We start from the raw sequence: 17,691 nt of genomic DNA on the forward strand, positions 1-17,691 counted from the left end.
CCGTGCTACTCCCCGGCTGCGGGCTTGTACCTAGTGACGCTCGGCAGATGCGGTGTCTTGTTCCAGACGAACGGACGTCGATACAGTTCCCCGACCGCCCGCCAGGCACAGAGCGAAATCATCAGCCAGTAAACGGGAAGCCGGAGCCAGCCGTGCCCGACCTTTCGCCGCTCGGCCGGTCCCATGGCGCTGAAGCCGAGGGAGAGCAGGGCGGCATAGCTTCCCGCCATGTTGACGAGATCGAGGACGGCCAGCAGGCGGGACATCGGCGTGCCGAGATAGGCCGGGTCGAGCCCGTAGCGAACAAGAACGAGGACGGCGAAGGCGAGCATCAGGGGATGGACCAGCGCGGAAAACAGGAGCCCCCCGATCATCAGCTGCGACGCCAGGAAGGCGCGGGCCCCCATCTCCCGCCACCAGCGGCGAGGCGCGCGTATCATCACCAGCCATGTCTGGAGCCAGCCCTTGAACCAGCGCACGCGCTGCGGCATCCAGATCGCCGGGCTCGTCGGCGCATCCTCGAAGGTCGGTCTCGTGATGACGCGGGTGCGAAAGCCGAGGCGATGCAGCCGAAGCCCGAGATCGGCGTCCTCCGTCATGTTGAACGGATCCCATCCACCGGCTGCGCGCAGGGCCTCGGTCCGGAAATGGTTCGACGTCCCGCCAAGCGGCAAGGGTAGGCCCCTCCTTGCCAGCATCGGCAGCAACTTGCGGAAAAGCCCGGCATATTCAATGGCGAAGTTGGCACTCAACCAGCTAGCATCGGCATTGGCGATGACCAGTGGAGCCTGAAGACAGGCGACATGATCGGGCGCGGCCCGGAACGTGGCGGCAGCCTCGCGCAATTGAAGAGGGTGCGGCCTGTCCTCGGCATCGTAAACGGTCAGGAATTCACCGCGCGCACCCGCCAGCGCATAGGCGAGCGCCTTCGGCTTGGTGCGCGGCAGAGCCGGCGGAACCTCGACGATCTCGTAATGCGGCTTCAGCGCCATGGCGCGCAGGGCGGACAGGGTCTCGGCATCATCGGCCTCGCACACGAGCTTGATGTCGAGACGCGAGACCGGCCAGTCGAGTTGGTCGAGCGCCGCCACCAGTTGGTTACAAACCGCAGCCTCGCGGTAAAGCGCGACCATGACGGTGTAGACCGGCAAGGCATTCCCGCAGAGCGCGGCGGGCGCGGATGGGCAGGGATCTGCCGGCAGGGACGCCGGCAAGCTGCTTTCACGGCGCCAGCCCGGAAGCGCCGAAAAACGCAACAGCAGATGGCTCAGGTAGAAGACTGACAGAACGAGATGCAGGATGATCTGGAGGTCACCCGGGACAAGCGCCAGACAGAGGATGAGGGCGGATACCAGAATGCCGAGCGCGAATCCCTGCGGCCCCGCCAGCACGATCCGGGCGCTGGAATCCCGGTCCCGATCAAAAAGCCTGCCCGTCGTCTCGCGCAGTCGCCGCTCCGCGCCTGCCTGCCAGACCGCACGACGCAGCGCCGCGGGTGTCGTGATGCCAAGGCTCGCCCGCAGGCCCGGCAAATGCTGCATCCGCGCCGCCAGCTCCCGCGCCTTTTCGAGTGTCGGCACGATGAGCGTGCGGGGCGGACGAACCGGATGGTGGCAACGCAGGATTTCCGGCCGCACGAGCTGCGTGTCGATCCATGGCGCATCATGAACGCTGCAGGCGTCGATCTCGGCGGCGAATGGCAGGTCCAGCTGCTCCGCCAGCGCCTCGTAGTACACGTTCGCGCAAATCGCGCCGCTGGCCAGAAGCTCCTGTTCGACGCTCGTGCCGTTGCGGACCGCAAGCGCCAGCATGCGCCCCAGAAGCGGCTTCCCGATGCCGAAGGTCAGGAGCACCCTGACCTCCTCCATCAGAACGGCAGGAACGGCCTCGATGGCCGGCGTCTCGTCACCGCTTCTCGCACGGCCTGTTGTCTGCGCGTCCGGACCCGTAGCCAGAGACGCGTCAACCGGGTAGTCTTCGCCCCGCATGCGTTGCCGTCACCCCCAGGGGTGCGCCCCATCTCATGTGCCCGAAATGAAGATGAGTGAAACAACCCTTGCGCGCATCCCTGAGAATTGAGTGGATTTCGAAGTTTCTTATACTCTGCATTGTGCTGGGTTGTACGGCAGCCCGTGCGGAAGCGCAAAAGCCTGTCTTTCCGCTGCTTTTCGACGCGCGCGAGCGCATCGCCAGCCCCGATCTCACCGGCCTGAAACGCCTGCGTTTTTTGACGACGGTGGATTTTCCGCCCTTCAATTTCATCGATGGTGCGGGCCGCATCTCCGGTTTCCACGTCGATCTCGCCCGCGAGATCTGCCGGGTGCTGTCGATCGAGGATCGCTGCCAGATCCAGGCCGTCCCGTTCGATGAATTGCAGTCCGCACTCGACAAGAGCGAGGGCGAGGCCGTGATCGCCGGCCTCTCGGTGCAGCCTGAGCTGCGCCAGAAATATGCCTTCTCCCGGCCCTTTATGCGCTTGCCGGCCCGTTTTGCTGTGGCGAATGGGATCACCACCTTTGCCGATCTGCGCGGCCAACCGGTTGGCGTCGTCGCCAGCACGGTGCATGAGGCGATGGCGAAGGTATTTTTTCCCGATCTCTGGATCACGCCCTTTCCCGATCGCGCAGCCCTCTTGAAGGCGCTGTCGGACGGCAGCCTGAAGGCGGCTTTCGGCGACGGCGTCCAGCTGTCATTCTGGGTGAACGGGGCACAGACAAAGGCTTGCTGCCGCCTGCTCGACGGCGCCTATTTCTCGCAGCGCTTTCTGGGCGAGGGGCTGACCGTGATGACGCGCAAGGCTGATCCGCTGCTCAACCAGGCGATCGACCATGCGCTCCTCGATCTCTCCCGCTCCGGACGCCTCGAAGAACTCTACCTGCGTTATTTCCCGAACGGGATCTACTGAGACGTTCTGCCCGTCAGCGACGGAAGCGCGCCATGGCGCTCCGCTCGATGGCCGCGCATGTCAACTTGTCGAGGCCGAGCCTGTCGCGCAGGAGCTGCAGGAAGCGGATTTCCTCGCCGCGGATGGCAAGGTCGGCAGACGCAACTTCCACGCAAACCGCATAGGCCGTATCGGCAAGCCGGGCCGGCAGCCCCTCGCGGATCAGTTCCAGCACGATGTCGAGACCTTCGGGACCGGACAGAACAAGCGTGCAATCCTGCGAAATCGCCACCAGCCGCCCGGCATCGAAGCCATCGAACACCGGCAGCGACTGGGCAAGCTGCCCGATCCGCGCCAGTTCCGCATCGCTGATTTTTGCATCGACGGCCGACATGGTCACCATCGCGTAGATCAGGGCTTCATGCGTGTCGAGATGGGCGGGCATGGCTTCAAGGTCCGTTTCAGGCCGGTGGCCGGGGTTCGCGGCGCCGGCAGTTTGAGGGGGCGAGCCCGTCGCGCCGGGGTGGCTCAGGCGGGCTGGCGCGGCATCGCGCGGCCGTTATCTGGGGAAGCGGCGGGCCTGTTGCAAGAGAGGCCGGCTGCTGCGAGCCGTGAGCCTTGCCTCGATACTGTCCTATGGCCTTGCCGTCGCGGAATCCTGCGCATCGACCGGGACGTCTGGTGTGTCGGCGAGACTGGATGTTGCAGTCATGGCTGTCGGATCGGTCAGGTCAGGTGTCGCCGTCACATCGGGAACCGGCTCGGGCAGATCGGCGGGCACCTCAGCCGGCGGCGTGCGGGCAAAGAGACCGCGACCCTCCTTGCGGGCGGCCTGCGTCAGCGCGGCGAGCGGCGAGCCGGCCGGTGCCTCGGCCCAGCCCTGTTCCGCCAGCCAGCGGGCCGGATCGTCTCCGCCGACCGTGCAGGCGGCGTCGATGGCGCCGGACCAGTCTGCGCGCGGCACGGTGCACACCAGCGCACGGGCGCGCAGATGATTGCGGAAGGCAAGCTTGGCGGCCTTGCCGCAATCCCAGCGGCGGCCCTCGGCTTCGCAGGTTCGGTCTTCCGGGACCTCGGCTATCCCGGAGAGCGTGACCTCGCGTTCGCCGAAGCGAACCCGTCCTGCAGTCAGCACGAGCGGACGCCGCAGGACGAGGCTGCGTGGCTTGGTCTTTGTCGGTTCGGTCGCCGGCTGGGCGGCGGGCAGGCGTTCCAGCGGCTGGCCCTGCACGTCAGAAGGCAGCGCGAAAATGGCGGGGTCGACGGTCCGCACCGCGGCCTGGCGCGGCTCAGTCTGCGGAAGCTCCGCCGGCTGCGCATTCGCCGGTGTCTTTTCGACCGGTGCGATGGCCGCGCCGTCGCCCGGGGCCACGACGCCGTTTCCGGCAGGTGCCGTGCCCTGCGCGGGCGTCTCCGGGAAGGCAGGGACGAGCTCGTCCTCGGGCGCAGCACCCTCTTCGCCCGGGGCATCGACACTGATATCCGGCGTCTCGAGTTGGAAATCGGCGGCCGGCTGGCTGTCGCGGCCGCGTATGGCGGCGGCACCGCCGGAAAGCACGGCAAGCCAGACGCTAAGCGCGATCAACGCGCCCAGAAAGGAAAAAAGCCGGCCCTGCATGCGCGCGCCTCCTACTGGCTTGCCCAGATGATGCGGGCAATCCAGTCGATCTCGCCCGATTCGAAGGTTCTGTTGGGGTGGTCCGGGTTCAGCGACAGCAGTTCGATGCCGCGAAGCGTCTGGCGCGCCAGCACCTTGGCCATGACCTCGCCATCGCGGGTCTTGACCACGACGCGGTCGCCACGTCGCACCTGCGCGCCGGGATCGACGATCAGAACATCTCCGTCGCGATAGAGCGGCATCATGCTGTCCCCCTGGATTTCCAGCGCGTAAACGCCAACGGTCCGGCCGGGGCCTGCGGGAAACTCCACCATGTCCCAGCCCTGACCGGCCGGAAAACCGCCATCGTCGAAGAAGCCGCCGGCGCCCGCCTGCGCAAAGCCAAGCAGGGGAATGGACCCCGGCTGCGGCGGAAAATTGCCCTCCGGCAGGCCGCCCGGCGGCCGCCCGGGGCGCAGAAGCTCCAGAAACTGCTCGATGCTGGAGCCGGTCGCATCCAGCACCTTGGCAATCGATTCCGTCGAGGGCCAGCGCTCGCGTCCGTCCGCCGATTGCCGCTTGGATTTGTTGAAGGTCGTGGGGTCGAGACCCGCGCGCCGGGCAAGGCCCGACGGCGACAGACGATGCCGCTCGGCAAGCGCGTCGAGGGCGCGCCAGATCGCATCATGTGAGAACATCATCGTTTTCCGGTCCGGGCCGGCGCGGGATGTGCGGGCGGTCGATGGTGGCGGAGGTTAAACCAGCTTGCCGTCAGAGTAAAGAGAAGGAGGAAAATAATCCTCCTTCTTGCCCCTGTTCCTTGGACCCTTCTAGGAGGAAAATCCGGAAGCCAGTGCGGAGCCGGCCAGTGTGGCCGAGAAGACGAGGAGGGCCACCGCCGCCACGCGGCGGATGACGGCCTGTCCCTGCCCGGCAAGGGCAGAGCGCTGCAGCGTATGGCCGGCCACCACCCAGAGGCCGCCAATGGCAAGCACAAGCCCGGCAAAGAGGGCCAGTCGCAGGAGTGTGGCATCGACCGCACCTGCCGGCACCAGCACAAGCCCGAAGATCAGGGCCTTGGGATTGAGCAGGGTCGTCACAAACACCATCCGCGCGGTGACACCGGTGAGCGTGTCGATCTGCTTGCCGGCAAACCAGAGGCGCGTGCCGAGAACCAGCAGCCAGACGGCCGCCACTGTCTTCATCACCAGCGCCGCGGACGGGTGGTGCCCGGCAATCAGCGGCGCCAGCAGGGCAAGCGGCGTGACGACGACAAGGTAGCCGGCAAGTTCGAAGGGCAGTAGCCCTGAAGCCTTGCGCAATGGCTGCTCCGCACCGGCCAGCGCCAGCATCGTATTGGTCGGGCCGGGCGTGGCGAGAAGCACGACCACGGAAAGAATGAAAGCAGCAAGGCTCATGGCGAATTCCATCGGGCGGCACGCGACACGGGCGATCGATCGTGCGCGATGATGTCGCTTAGCGCGAAGGAGGATGCCGCCGCCTTGCGCGAAGTCAAGCGCAGAGCCGAAAACACAAAACCGCCCGAAGGCACGTGGCCGGCGGACGGTTTCGTTTCACGTCTTCGGCCAGATGGCCGGCGCGGCAGTTCTACTCGACGAGGTCGATGGTTTCCGTCTCGCCGCCGGTGCAGGTGTAGCAGCAGTCTTCGCAGTGCTCGCCATTGTTGGGGCCGGTGCCCCAATAGGTTCCCTTGTCGCCGGAGACCCAGGCGCCGTAGCAGATCTTCTCGCCTTCATCGCAGGACAGCGGGATCTGCTTCGTCTCGCCATCGTCGAGATAGTAGACCTCGCCATTGCCCGGCCAGACATGGTTGCGGTCCTGGCTGTAGAGTTCCACTTCGAGCGCATTCGGATGACTGTTGCGCATCATGAAGGTCACTTCCGCCGCCCCCGCGGCGCCACCGGCAAAGCCGGCAAGAACGAGACCGAGCGCAATGCGCCGGCCGATTGATGCAAATGTGATTGAAGTCTTGGACATTGTCGCTCCCTCTGCGGCGCACCCCTGCGCCACGCCCGCAGTTTACATCTGTCCTCGACGCCGAAAAGCGGGAAATCGGCCTGTTTGGGCGTCCTGGCGCCCATCCGGCGATCTTCTTTGGTTGAATGCGCAGCCTGCCGTCGTGATCACGCCCGCGGTCAAAACCGCAGGTGCCCGCTCAGGAGAGGTGCTTGTAGAAGAAGGTCGTGTCGCAGGTTCTCCCGTCCGGCATCAGCGCATAATGCGGGATGACGCCCACCCGCTGCCAGCCGAGCCGTTGGTAAATCGCTTCGGCCGGTTCGCCCGTTGCGGTATCGAGCACCAGCACCGTCTTGCCACGCTCGCGCGCCACCGCCTCCGCGGCGGTCATCAGGCCTCTGCTGAGACCGAGACCGCGCGCCCGCCGATGCACCAGAAGCTTCTTGATGTCGGCGCGATGCGGTTGGTTGGGCGGCATTTTCAGGCCCACCTGAACGGTGCCGACAATCTCGCAGGCCCGCCGCGCCACGATCAGCGCCACGGCATCCTCCGCGACCGCGGCTGCGACACCCTCCCAGAAGGGCCGGGCGCCCGAGGGCGGAAAGGGCGCCATGAAGCCGACGGACGCGCCGCCCTCCACGCAATCGGAGAGGACGTCGCAAAGGTCGGGAATGGCCGCGTGCGCGGCCCCGGCGTCGAGATGTTCGATGGTGATGTCGCCGGCGGCATGGATGGCGGATGCGGTCATGAACAGTCCTCTGGCCCTAGCCCGGTTTGCGGTTCAACACGACGATGTAGCGGGCCGGTATGTCGTGCGGATTGTGGAAGACATGCGGCTCTGCCAGCCGCATGAAAAGACAGTCGCCGGGCTCCATGTCGTAGCGTATCCCGTCGGCGGTCATCTCCAGCCGCCCCTCGATCAGCCAGATGTGCTGCGTCACGCCGGCATCCGCCGGCTGCCGGTCGAAGGAGACACGGGCGCCGGGCGGAAAGATCACTTCCACCAGATCGGTGTCCGAGCCGCCGGCCTCGGTGGATACCTGTCGCCGCAGATAGCCGGTCTCGGGATCGCGCCAGACCGGCTGAGCGTCCCGACGCCGGAGCGGCGAGGCCACCGCCTCGTTCTGGAAGGAGAAAAAGCGCGAGAGTGTCGTGCCGAGCGCGCTGCAAAGCCGCGCCAGCAATTGCGCCGTCGGACTCGCCTCGCCCCGTTCGATACGCGAAATCATGGCGCGGCTGACGCCGGAGCGGGTGGCCAGCGCATCCAGCGTCATGGCGCGTGCCATGCGCATCGCTTTCAGTCGCGCGCCAATGGCGCTGTCGAGAGGGTCATCGATAAATTCCATTATCGTAGAAGATAGATCTCTTATAATGGAGTCAAGCCCCCGAATTTGGACCGGGAAAGGGCAGAGACGGGCGTGAAGGAACAAGCGCACAACCTTTGATATCGATACTGTGCACAATGCAGTGATTCGTCGGGGAGGGCGGAACGCACGCCATGAACCGCCACCTGACCAGCTACCTTCCGGTCGCAAGCATCATTCTCTCGATGGTCTTCGTCGCGCTCGGCAACGGCATGATGTTCGCCTATGTGCCTTTCGTGCTGTCCAAGACCGGTGCCCAGTCCTGGGCGGCGGGTGCCGCCATCACGGCGATTGCCTTCGGCGGGCTGGTCGGCTGCCTGATCGCCGGGCCGGTCATCCGCCGCGTCGGCCATGCCCGCGCCTTCTCCTGCTCCATGGCGCTCGTCATCATCGCCGCCGTGCTCGTGGCGGCGGGCGTCAATCCCCTTCTCTGGGTCGTGGCGCGCGGGCTTTACGGCGCGGCCGGCAACATGAACTTCATCATCACCCAGAGCTGGCTGAACCACGCCTCGGAAAATGCCTGGCGCGGCCGCATCATGTCGTTCTTCTACATGGCCTATATTCTGGGCCTCGGCTTCGGCGCCTGGTGTTTTGCGCTGGTGCCGGCGGAGGGCAATACCGCCCCCATCATCACGGTCTTCTTCACCGCGCTGGCACTCCTGCCGATCGGTCTGACGCGGCTGCCCAATCCGCCGCCGCCGGCCGGCGTTTCCATCGATTTTCCAATGGTCTGGAAGAATGCGCCCGTCGCGCTCGCAGGCGTCATGGCGGCGGGCGGCCTGTCGATGGTCGTGCAGGGCTTCACGCCGATCTATGCGGCGAGTTCCGGCGCCAGCCAGGATCAGGTGGCGCTCCTGATGTTCCTCATGCAGTTTGGCCTGCTCTTCGTGCAGTTCCCCCTCGGCATGCTCTCCGACAGTTTCGACCGGCGCCAGGTGCTGCTCGGCACGCTCGTCCTCATCCTCGTCGCCGGCATGGGCGCCTTCGGGGTATCGCTGTCGAACTTCCTGCTCCTGGCGCTCGTCTTTGCGCTGCTGGCCGGCGCCGTCGAATCGATCTACTCGATCGCCAATGCCCATGCCAACGACCGCACCGAGCCCGGCAAGTTCGTGTCGTTGACCTCGACGCTGCTGATCGCCTGGTCCGTGGCGGCAACGGTGGTGCCGCTCATGGTGACGATGCTGACACCCGTCTTCGGCCCGCAGACCTTCCTTGTTGCCGCCCTCGGCGTCGCCTTCCTCTACGCTGCCTTCATCATCCACCGCCTCCAGAAGCGGCCTGACTGACGAAACCCCTCGAAAGCCTGCATTTCCCGCTTTGCCGCGGGCGGGGGCGCTGCTATATGCGCGGCCATGAGCACCAATCCGAACCGCACGCCCCTCGACCACATCCGAAACTTCTCGATCGTCGCCCATATCGACCACGGGAAGTCGACGCTTGCCGACCGCCTCATCCAATCCACGGGCGGCCTTGCCGACCGCGAGATGAGCGAGCAGGTGCTCGACAACATGGATATCGAGCGTGAGCGCGGCATCACCATCAAGGCCCAGACGGTGCGCCTGCACTACAAGGCCAAGGATGGCGAGACCTATGTCCTGAACCTCATCGACACGCCCGGCCACGTCGACTTCGCCTACGAAGTCTCGCGCTCGCTGTCGGCCTGCGAAGGCTCTCTGCTGGTCGTCGATGCCTCGCAAGGCGTGGAAGCCCAGACGCTCGCCAACGTCTATCAGGCCATCGACAACAACCACGAGATCGTCACCGTCCTCAACAAGATCGACCTGCCGGCCGCCGAACCCGACCGCATCAAGGACCAGATCGAGGAAGTGATCGGCATCGATGCGTCCGAAGCCGTGCTGATCTCCGCCAAGACCGGCCTTGGCATTCCCGATGTGCTGGAAGCGATCGTCACGAAGCTGCCGGCGCCCAAGAGCCCGGCCGGCGAGGACGCGCCGCTGAAGGCGCTTCTCGTCGACAGCTGGTACGACACCTATCTGGGCGTCATGGTTCTCGTGCGCATCATCGATGGTGTGCTCGTCAAGGGCCAGACCATCCGCATGATGGGCACCGGCGCCAAGTACCAGATCGAGCGCGTCGGCGTTCTGACGCCGAAGATGGTCGCGAAGGATGCGCTCGGCCCGGGCGAGATCGGCTTCATCACGGCCTCCATCAAGGAAGTTGCTGACACTCGCGTCGGCGACACCATCACCGACGACCGCAAGCCGACCGCCGAGGCCCTGCCGGGCTTCAAGCCGGCCCAGCCGGTGGTGTTCTGCGGTCTCTTCCCGGTCGATGCCGCCGATTTCGAAGAGCTGCGCTCGGCCATGGGCAAGCTGCGGCTTAACGATGCCTCCTTCTCCTTCGAAATGGAAAGTTCGGCCGCCCTCGGCTTCGGCTTCCGCTGCGGCTTCCTCGGTCTACTGCATCTGGAAATCATCCAGGAGCGCCTCAGCCGCGAATTCGACCTCGACCTCATCGCCACGGCTCCCTCGGTCGTCTACCAGCTGACCATGACGGACGGGACCGAGAAGGAGCTTCACAATCCGGCCGACATGCCGGATGTCGTGAAGATCGAGGAGTTCCGCGAGCCCTGGATCAAGGCCACCATCCTGACGCCGGACGATTATCTCGGTGGCATCCTGAAGCTCTGCCAGGAGCGCCGCGGCATCCAGACCGAGCTGACCTATGTCGGCAGCCGCGCCATGCTGACCTACGAGCTGCCGCTGAACGAAGTCGTCTTCGACTTCTACGACCGCCTGAAGTCGATCTCCAAGGGCTATGCCTCCTTCGATTACAACCTCTCGGACTATCGCGAGAGCGATCTGGTCAAGCTCTCGATCCTCGTCAACAGCGAGCCGGTCGATGCCCTCTCCATGCTCGTGCACCGCTCGGCCGCCGACCGGCGTGGCCGTACCATGTGCGAGAAGCTGAAGGAACTGATCCCGCCGCACATGTTCCAGATCCCGATCCAGGCCGCCATCGGCGGCAAGGTGATCGCGCGCGAAACGGTGCGCGCGCTGCGCAAGGACGTGACCGCCAAGTGCTACGGCGGCGACGCCACCCGCAAGCGCAAGCTTCTGGAAAAGCAGAAGGAAGGCAAGAAGCGCATGCGCCAGTTCGGCAAGGTGGAGATCCCGCAGGAAGCCTTCATCGCCGCGCTCAAGATGGGCGACGAATAGGCTTTTCCGCGAAGGCCCGCTGATCTATCTTGGCTCCGGCAGTCTGTTGGAGCCAAGCCCGGAGCCACGCAAATGTCCCAGGTCTCACGAAAGCCGGCCTCGGCCGAAATCCGCCTCGACGCCAAGCTGGTGGCCGAAGCGCGCGACATGAAGCTCGACGTCGCCAAGGCCGCCGAATACGGCCTCGCGCAGGCCATCAAGGCGGAAAAGGAGCGGCTTTGGCAGATCGAAAACGCCGATGCCATCCGCGCCGCCAATGAGTACGTCGAAAAACACGGTCTGCCGCTCGCCAAATACCGGCAGTTCTGATGCGGCGATTTCAGGCCTATCGTATTGGCGATGGCGACGCCTTGGCGGTCGATCTGCAATCCAACCTGCTGAGCGGCCTCGAGACACGCGTCGTTGCGCCACTCATTCCGTCATCCGACGTGTCGAAAGTCGTGAGCCGCCTCAACCCGCGCTTCACGATCAACGGCAGGAGCTATGTGATGATGACCGAATTCCTGACATCCATTCACATGCGCGACATCGGCGAACTCGTCGCCGATCTCTCCTCCCGTGCCGACGATATCGTCGCCGCCACGGATTTCCTCTTCCAGGGTTTCTGACCTCTGCCGCTCAGTTCACCGGCTTCTCGATCTTCGCGCTGCAGGTACCCATGGCGCTCTCGAAGGGCGCATCCGTGGGCTCCAGCGCGCCGGTGTCGATCTGGATGGGGCGGAAGGGCGGGACTTCCTGGTTGGCGGGCTGCACCTGGGTCAGGCGGTAGCATCCGGTGAAGACGGCCGTCTTGCCGCCCTTCTCGGTTGCCTTGATGGCGACGGGGAGCGAAAGGTGGATGGAGCCTGCGGCACCCTCGCTTTCCACCTCGCCGGTGCGCACCACCACCTCCACCGTGTTGGCGTAGCCGGCCTTGAACTCATCCAGCTTCGGTGCCGTCTGCGGATCATAATAATTCCAGGCCCGCAGATATTCCTGACGGTTCACGGCATTGTAGAGCGATATGATGACGCGCTCGGCCGAAGACCGGTCGTCGATGAACGCGCTTCCTGGCGTTTGGGCAGAGGCAGGGGCGGTGACGAGGAGCAGGGGCAGAAGGGCAGGGATGCGTTTCAGGCAATGGCGCACGACAAGTCTCCGATGTCTGTGGGAGAACGCCAGATAGGGCAGCTGCAAGGACTGGAAAGGGTTCTACCGCGCTGTCTCCGGTCTCCACGCCTCGAACCTGTCGGCTTCGCCGGCCGTGCCTTTGACGACCTGATAGAAGCCATCGGCCCGCACAGGCTGCCATGCCCCCTTGCTCCCGTCGGGCCAGAGAATACGCATCTCGGCCGATGTCGCACCGCCCAGGCCGAAATGATGCCAGCCCGAAATCCCGCTGGCATGGCCGCCACCGACGGTCACTTCATGGCGCTGCACGGCATCGCCGCTGCGAACCTCGATCCAGGATCCCACGGCATCGCGGTTGGCTCCCTCCTGGGAAAGCCGGATCTCGATAAAGTGCCCGGCGCCGTCCGTCGCGTTGCGCCAAAGCTGCACCGGGCCGGACTGGTTGACCACCACGAGGTCGAGCAGGCCATCGAGATTGAGATCCACGAGGGCGGCGCCGCGTCCCGACAGCATGCTGGCGATGCCGGCCCTGTCGCCAGCTTCTTCGAAGGTTCCGTCGGCGCGTTGCAAAAGCAGGTTGTTGGGGTCGTTCTCCGCAAAGTCCGGCATTTTCGATACATTGCCCTTGGCAATGAAGAGATCGACGCGCCCGTCATTGTTGGCGTCGGCAAATTGCGCGTGCCAGGCGGTGCTCGGACGCACGTCGCCGCCGGTATAGGGACGATGGGCGGTCACTCCCTTCGACAGGGCAACGTCCTTGTAGACCGGCTGCTGTACGCCATCCTTTGTCATCGCGCTCAGCGTCTGCAGCTTGTTGTCGGCCATCGATGTCAGGAAATATTCCGGCAGACCGTCGCCGTTGAGGTCATGGCTCGCAATGCCCATGCCCCAGATCTTCAGCGTCTTCCAGCCTTCCTGTGCGGTGTAAAGCTGAGCCGGCTTGCCGGGCTCCACGTGCCACAACTGCTCCTGGCCACCCTTGTAGTACTCGCGGTCGTTGGACACGCGGAGGGAGGGGGTGCCCGACCGGTTCCAGTCGGTAAAGAGCATGGAGAGCGGGCAGAACGACGGCTTCAGCGGCTCTGGCGGCGCGAAACGCCGGGTGCCGTCGGCGGCAGGGCGGTGGAGCCAGTTGTCCGTGCAGGAGCCCCAGGGGTGGATGTCTTCGTAGCGGTCGATGTAGTTGCCGATGGCGATTGTCGGGAAGGTTGCCCCCTTTTCCCAGGTCGCCGCCAGCGCCGTCGACCATCCGTCGCCGCCCGCAAAGCCCCAGGCTTCGTTGGCCCGTTCGAACCGGCAGCCGCCGAGACCACGCATCACCACATTCTCGCCGGAGCGCAGCAGAACGATATCCTGCTTCCCGTCCCCATCGATATCGAGCGGATAGGCGCCCACAACCGCGCGGAGTTCGAGGCCGCTCGCGCCCTTCTGGAAAGACAGCGGACCGCCGGGTGAACTGCGGTTTATGTAGAAGGCCGCCTCGACGTCGCCGCCCGACAGCAGGAGTTCGTCAAGCCCGTCGCCGTTGCAGTCGAAGGCCGCCACGCCGCCGCCGACCATGTATTCCCACTCGCCGGTATAGGTGCTGTCGATTCCTGCCTGCCGGGTCTCATCGATAAAGCGGGGCACAAGCGGGTTGTCTCCGGCATGGGCGGGTGTAGCCAAGCCCATGAGGAGGCCAAGAAGAGGAGGAACAAGCTTGCCGCTCCGCATCCTTATGCCGCCCGCATCTTGAGGGCGGCAGCATGCGCACCGATGCAGCGGCCTTGTTCCAGCCCGCGCTCGATGGCCGAGCGGAAATGGATGCCACCGTAAAGGCGTGAGATACCGGCCTCTTCCGCTGCGGCCTTGAAGGAGACAAAGCGGCGGGGTGGGATCCCGTCGGCGGCGTGAGTCGCATCCTCGAAAACGAAGCTCTCGCCAAAGACGCGCGTCAGCACCGTCTCCGCCGCACCTGATTGCGTCGAGTGGCCGCTCGGATATTCGGGGAAGGGGGGCGTGTTCAGGATCGGCTCGAAGCTCGGGTCCATGACCTTGCGGATGTAGGTGATCGGCCTGATGAGATCATAGCGGTATTTGGCGTCCCAGCATCCGATGAAGGCGTCGGCCAGCGTGATGCCCAGCCGCGTGAGAACCTCGCAGATCGTGATGGCATCGATCCGGTCGCGATCGGCGATCTGCATCGCGATCGAGAGCCAATGCCCCGGCGGAGTGGGCGACAGCATCGGGTCGTCGGACCAGAACCGGGCGATCGCCCGCTGCTCCGGCGTCAGGCGCGCCACCGCATCGCGGACCTCCTCTGCCTCCCGGTAGAAGGCCGAACCCGGTGCCTCGCTATAGGCCGGCGGTGGCGGCAGGCCGCAGGAGGTGCCGGAGGGCATGGCGAAGGTGCGGTTGCTGCCCCAGCCCGGCAGCAGCGGCAGTTGCTGTTGCTGCACCAGATTGGTTGGCACCCAGTGCCCCGGCTCCCGCGACAGCGTGTAGGCGAGCGGGAAGCCCATATTCTCGACGACAGCGCCACCGTCTGTCATTGACCACGCGAGAATGTGGGCGGAAACGGCCTTGCCACGGGTAACGCCAGCAGCGACGCTTCCCGCGTCCGCACCCCGCGCCGCCTGTGCCGTCAGCCGCTCCGTCATCTTGCGGATCGCCCGTTGGCCGGTCGGTCCGGTGTTGGAGAAGAACTGTGCGACGGCGGTGGCAAGGGCTGCATTCAGCATGGCCGTCTCGTCGCAGGCGACGCCGGCATCGGGGACCGGCATGGCCGTCAGGCCGTTCAATTGTCCGGCAAGCGAAACAAGGCCAGGGGTCGTGCCGGCCAGAGCCTCCCAGCCCGTCACGCCGAGATAGGCAAAGGCCCGACTGGCCACGGGCGGAGAATAGGTCGGTGTGTGCCGGACCAATTCAAGAACCAGCCGGTACCAGGTCAAGATCACGTCGCGGGCCGCAAGCCGGTCGTCTGCCTGTGCGCGGACAGCCGCCATGAGATTGTCCGGCTGTCCCGCAACACCCATTCCTGCCGCAGCCGCAAGAAGGCCGCTGGCAAACTGTCGCCGGCTGAGCTTTGCCATGAAATCCTCCCCAAGATCCCGTCCGTCGATAGATCATGATCGCCGGCAGGCTTCAAGGGGTCGGATGCGTTAGCGTGGAGCTACGTTTCCCGATACGAAAAGGCCGGCAAACCGAGTAGGTCCGCCGGCCGCGTTCTGGTCTCTTGCAGCCGCTCAGGCTGCCTTGTCGGCGGCAGGATAGGGGTTGAAGCGCTCGTAGAACGTCTCGCCCTTGGCGGCCATCTCCTTCAGAAGCGGCGTCGGCTGGAAATGCGGGCCGTAGCTGGCGGCGAGCTTTTCGCACAGCGCCACGAAGGCCTTGGCCCCCATGCCGTCGATGTAGGAGAGGGTACCGCCCGTGTAGGGCGCAAAGCCGAAGCCGAGGATGGAACCGACATCGGCCTCGCGCGGATCGGTCACGATGCCCTCTTCCATGGTGCGGGCCGCTTCCAGCGCGATGGTAACGAGAAGGCGCTGCTTGATCGTCTCCACGTCGAAGGCGTCGGCCGGCTTCTGCGCGAACATCTCCTTCAGGCCCGGCCACAGGAACTTCTTGGCGGGCTTGGCGGGATATTCGTAGAAGCCCTTGCCGTTCTTGCGGCCGCGGCGGTCGAGCTCGTCCACCAGCTTGTTGATCAGCGTCAGGTGGCGCGGATCGACGGCCTTTTCGCCGAGATCGGCTACGGTGGCCTTGAGGATCTTCTGCGACAGATCGATGGCGACCTCGTCGTTCAGCGACAGCGGACCGACCGGCATGCCGGCCATCTTGGCGGCATTTTCGATCAGCGCCGGCGGCACGCCTTCGAGCAGCATGTCATAGGCTTCGTGGATGTAGCGGAAGACGCAGCGGTTGACGTAGAAACCGCGCGTGTCGTTGACGACGATCGGCGTCTTCTTGATGGCGGCGACATAGTCCAGCGCAACGGCAATCGCCTTGTCGCCGGTGTCCTTGCCGAGGATGACTTCCGTCAGCATCATCTTCTCGACGGGGGAGAAGAAGTGGATGCCGATGAAATCGACCGGGCGCCTGGAATTGCCGGCAAGGCCGGTGATCGGCAGGGTCGAGGTGTTGGAGGCGAAGATAGCGCCTTCCGGCAGCACCGCTTCCACCTTCTCGATCACGTCCTTCTTCACCTGACGATCCTCGAACACGGCCTCGACCACGAGGTTGGCGTCCTTGAGATCACCGTAGTCGGCGGACGGGGTGATGCGGGCCAGCAGCGCCTCGCCCTCTTCCTTGGTCATGCGACCCTTGCCGACGCTGTCCTTCACGAGACCTTCGGAATGGGCCTTGCCCTTGCCGGCGGCTTCGAGATCGCGGTCGATGAGGGTGACGCGGATGCCGGCGGCGGCCGTGACATAGGCGATGGACGCGCCCATGAAGCCGGCGCCGACGACGCCGACATGCTCGAACGTCGTCTTCGGCACGCCGGCCGGGCGGCGGGCGCCCTTGCCGAGTTCCTGCATGGAGATGAACAGCGAGCGGATCATCGAGAAGGCCTCGGTGGTCTGCAGGATCTGCGTGAAGTAGCGCTGCTCGATCCGGAGACCCGTATCGATCGGCACCTGAAGGCCTTCATAGACGCATTTCAGGATGGCGAGGGCGCCCGGATAGTTGCCCTGCGTCTCACGGCGCAGGATCGCGGTGGCAGCCGGCCACATCTGGGCCGCCGCCGGCGTCCAGATACCGCCGCCCGGCGCCTTGAAGCCCTTCTCGTCCCAGGGGGCGACGGGCTTCAGGCCATTCTTGATCATGGTCTTGGCGGCCTCGATCAGTTGATCGGGCTCGACGACCTCGTGAACGAGGCCCATGGCCTTGGCACGCTGCGGGGTCAGCGTCTGGCCGGTGGTCATCATCTGCAGCGCGTCCTGCGCATTCGTCAGGCGCGGCACGCGCTGGGTGCCGCCGGCACCCGGGAAGATGCCGACCTTGACCTCGGGCAGGGCGATCTTCACGCTCTTGCCGTTGGCGGCGACACGGCCGTGGCAGGCGAGCGACAGTTCGAACGCGCCGCCCATGCAGGTGCCGTTGATGGCCGAGACCCACGGCTTGCCGCAGGTCTCGATCTTGCGGAACAGCCAGGTCATCTGCCCGGCGAGGTCAAAGAGCTTCTTGGCCGCATTGTCGGGGTCGAGCGCCTTCTGTTCCTGCTGGAAGCTGAACATGCCTTTGATCATCGACAGGTCCGCACCGCCGGAAAAGGCCGACTTGCCGGAGGTGAAGACGACACCCTTGACGGCGGCATCGGCAACGATCTGGTCGGTGACGGCGTCGAGTTCGGTCAGAACCTCGGCCGTGAACACGTTCATCGACTTGTCCGGCATGTTCCAGGTCACGAGCGCAATGCCGTCTGCGTCCGTCTCGACCGTGAAATTCGTATAGGTGGTCATGGTGGGATACCTCTTCCCTTGAAATCTTCGTCCTGCGCTTCGCCGCCCGGTTCTCTTCCGTCATCCTCGCGCTTGACCCGAGGATCCATTGCCGCCTGCGGCTGGATGGTCGGGCTTGACCCGACCATGCCCGAGCCTC

17 protein-coding genes are annotated in these 17,691 nt (G+C 65.2%); 5 read left to right on the plus strand and 12 right to left on the minus strand.

All coding sequences use genetic code 11. The features are described from left to right. Positions 1-5: 5 nt before the first annotated feature. Entirely contained in the window at positions 6-1,853 is a 1,848-nt protein-coding gene (locus tag ACED18_RS18390; protein WP_377294983.1) for a glycosyltransferase family 2 protein, read from the minus strand. Between the two features lie 221 nt (positions 1,854-2,074). Between ACED18_RS18390 and ACED18_RS18395 the strand changes: the two genes are divergently transcribed. Beyond that, complete coding sequence (locus ACED18_RS18395) at positions 2,075-2,905, plus strand: transporter substrate-binding domain-containing protein (protein ID WP_377295157.1); 831 nt, start codon at positions 2,075-2,077, stop codon at positions 2,903-2,905. 13 nt (positions 2,906-2,918) lie between these two features. On the opposite strand, the gene ACED18_RS18400 is transcribed toward ACED18_RS18395, so the two are convergent. The 7 genes from ACED18_RS18400 to ACED18_RS18430 all read right to left on the minus strand — a co-directional run bounded on the left by ACED18_RS18400 (position 2,919) and on the right by ACED18_RS18430 (position 7,804). Beyond that, positions 2,919-3,329: a tellurite resistance TerB family protein gene (locus tag ACED18_RS18400; RefSeq protein ID WP_377294985.1), complete on the minus strand. Its 411-nt coding sequence runs from the start codon at positions 3,327-3,329 to the stop codon at positions 2,919-2,921. A gap of 189 nt (positions 3,330-3,518) precedes the next feature. Beyond that, the gene (locus tag ACED18_RS18405; protein ID WP_377294987.1) at positions 3,519-4,502 is read right to left on the minus strand and encodes a hypothetical protein; all 984 of its coding nucleotides are present in this window, start codon (positions 4,500-4,502) and stop codon (positions 3,519-3,521) included. Between the two features lie 11 nt (positions 4,503-4,513). After that, positions 4,514-5,179 (minus strand): S24 family peptidase, encoded by a 666-nt coding sequence (locus ACED18_RS18410; protein ID WP_377294989.1) that lies wholly within the window; start codon positions 5,177-5,179, stop codon positions 4,514-4,516. A 132-nt stretch (positions 5,180-5,311) separates the two neighbouring features. Then, positions 5,312-5,899 carry a LysE family translocator gene (locus tag ACED18_RS18415; protein WP_377294991.1) on the minus strand — a complete coding sequence of 196 codons (588 nt, stop codon included), beginning with the start codon at positions 5,897-5,899 and terminating at the stop codon, positions 5,312-5,314. 190 nt (positions 5,900-6,089) lie between these two features. After that, a complete protein-coding gene (locus tag ACED18_RS18420; protein WP_377294992.1) occupies positions 6,090-6,479 on the minus strand; it encodes a hypothetical protein in 390 nt (129 codons plus the stop codon). 178 nt (positions 6,480-6,657) lie between these two features. Then, complete coding sequence (locus tag ACED18_RS18425) at positions 6,658-7,206, minus strand: GNAT family N-acetyltransferase (protein ID WP_377294994.1); 549 nt, start codon at positions 7,204-7,206, stop codon at positions 6,658-6,660. Positions 7,207-7,222: 16 nt separating this feature from the next. Then, positions 7,223-7,804, minus strand: a complete 582-nt coding sequence (locus ACED18_RS18430; RefSeq protein ID WP_377294996.1) for a helix-turn-helix domain-containing protein — start codon at positions 7,802-7,804, stop codon at positions 7,223-7,225. Positions 7,805-7,956: 152 nt separating this feature from the next. On the opposite strand from ACED18_RS18430, the gene ACED18_RS18435 reads away from it, so the two are divergent. From ACED18_RS18435 to ACED18_RS18450, 4 genes are all read left to right on the plus strand, one after another. Continuing rightward, complete coding sequence (locus ACED18_RS18435) at positions 7,957-9,108, plus strand: MFS transporter (protein ID WP_377294998.1); 1,152 nt, start codon at positions 7,957-7,959, stop codon at positions 9,106-9,108. 66 nt (positions 9,109-9,174) lie between these two features. Next, positions 9,175-11,001 carry a translation elongation factor 4 gene (gene lepA, locus ACED18_RS18440; RefSeq protein ID WP_377295000.1) on the plus strand — a complete coding sequence of 609 codons (1,827 nt, stop codon included), beginning with the start codon at positions 9,175-9,177 and terminating at the stop codon, positions 10,999-11,001. A gap of 72 nt (positions 11,002-11,073) precedes the next feature. After that, on the plus strand, positions 11,074-11,310 hold the full coding sequence (locus tag ACED18_RS18445; RefSeq protein WP_377295002.1) for a type II toxin-antitoxin system CcdA family antitoxin: 237 nt from the start codon (positions 11,074-11,076) through the stop codon (positions 11,308-11,310). Next, the gene (locus ACED18_RS18450; protein WP_377295004.1) at positions 11,310-11,609 is read left to right on the plus strand and encodes a CcdB family protein; all 300 of its coding nucleotides are present in this window, start codon (positions 11,310-11,312) and stop codon (positions 11,607-11,609) included. Before ACED18_RS18445 ends, ACED18_RS18450 begins: the two co-directional genes overlap by 1 nt. 10 nt (positions 11,610-11,619) lie before the next feature. Here ACED18_RS18450 and ACED18_RS18455 read toward each other — a convergent pair whose 3' ends face one another. From ACED18_RS18455 to ACED18_RS18470, 4 genes are all read right to left on the minus strand, one after another. After that, positions 11,620-12,129 (minus strand): hypothetical protein, encoded by a 510-nt coding sequence (locus ACED18_RS18455; protein WP_377295006.1) that lies wholly within the window; start codon positions 12,127-12,129, stop codon positions 11,620-11,622. Between the two features lie 63 nt (positions 12,130-12,192). Then, the gene (locus ACED18_RS18460) at positions 12,193-13,740 is read right to left on the minus strand and encodes a CRTAC1 family protein (RefSeq protein WP_377295008.1); all 1,548 of its coding nucleotides are present in this window, start codon (positions 13,738-13,740) and stop codon (positions 12,193-12,195) included. Between the two features lie 86 nt (positions 13,741-13,826). Continuing rightward, a complete protein-coding gene (locus tag ACED18_RS18465; protein WP_377295010.1) occupies positions 13,827-15,182 on the minus strand; it encodes a vanadium-dependent haloperoxidase in 1,356 nt (451 codons plus the stop codon). 153 nt (positions 15,183-15,335) lie between these two features. Next, the gene (locus tag ACED18_RS18470; protein ID WP_377295012.1) at positions 15,336-17,552 is read right to left on the minus strand and encodes an FAD-dependent oxidoreductase; all 2,217 of its coding nucleotides are present in this window, start codon (positions 17,550-17,552) and stop codon (positions 15,336-15,338) included. Positions 17,553-17,691: the final 139 nt, after the last annotated feature.

The sequence above is a fragment of the Rhizobium sp. SG2393 genome, assembly GCF_042610495.1.
In the GTDB taxonomy this organism is placed as follows: domain Bacteria; phylum Pseudomonadota; class Alphaproteobacteria; order Rhizobiales; family Rhizobiaceae; genus RU20A.

What these genes read in the sequence shown, in the direction of transcription:
- ACED18_RS18400 (WP_377294985.1), bottom strand. Translation starts at nt 3,329, where the DNA reads ATGCCCGCCCATCTCGACACGCATGAAGCCCTGATCTACGCGATGGTG.
- ACED18_RS18405 (WP_377294987.1), bottom strand. Translation starts at nt 4,502, where the DNA reads ATGCAGGGCCGGCTTTTTTCCTTTCTGGGCGCGTTGATCGCGCTTAGC.
- ACED18_RS18410 (WP_377294989.1), bottom strand. Translation starts at nt 5,179, where the DNA reads ATGTTCTCACATGATGCGATCTGGCGCGCCCTCGACGCGCTTGCCGAG.
- ACED18_RS18415 (WP_377294991.1), bottom strand. Translation starts at nt 5,899, where the DNA reads ATGAGCCTTGCTGCTTTCATTCTTTCCGTGGTCGTGCTTCTCGCCACG.
- ACED18_RS18420 (WP_377294992.1), bottom strand. Translation starts at nt 6,479, where the DNA reads ATGTCCAAGACTTCAATCACATTTGCATCAATCGGCCGGCGCATTGCG.
- ACED18_RS18425 (WP_377294994.1), bottom strand. Translation starts at nt 7,206, where the DNA reads ATGACCGCATCCGCCATCCATGCCGCCGGCGACATCACCATCGAACAT.
- ACED18_RS18430 (WP_377294996.1), bottom strand. Translation starts at nt 7,804, where the DNA reads ATGGAATTTATCGATGACCCTCTCGACAGCGCCATTGGCGCGCGACTG.
- ACED18_RS18435 (WP_377294998.1), top strand. Translation starts at nt 7,957, where the DNA reads ATGAACCGCCACCTGACCAGCTACCTTCCGGTCGCAAGCATCATTCTC.
- lepA (WP_377295000.1), top strand. Translation starts at nt 9,175, where the DNA reads ATGAGCACCAATCCGAACCGCACGCCCCTCGACCACATCCGAAACTTC.
- ACED18_RS18445 (WP_377295002.1), top strand. Translation starts at nt 11,074, where the DNA reads ATGTCCCAGGTCTCACGAAAGCCGGCCTCGGCCGAAATCCGCCTCGAC.
- ACED18_RS18450 (WP_377295004.1), top strand. Translation starts at nt 11,310, where the DNA reads ATGCGGCGATTTCAGGCCTATCGTATTGGCGATGGCGACGCCTTGGCG.
- ACED18_RS18465 (WP_377295010.1), bottom strand. Translation starts at nt 15,182, where the DNA reads ATGGCAAAGCTCAGCCGGCGACAGTTTGCCAGCGGCCTTCTTGCGGCT.
- ACED18_RS18470 (WP_377295012.1), bottom strand. Translation starts at nt 17,552, where the DNA reads ATGACCACCTATACGAATTTCACGGTCGAGACGGACGCAGACGGCATT.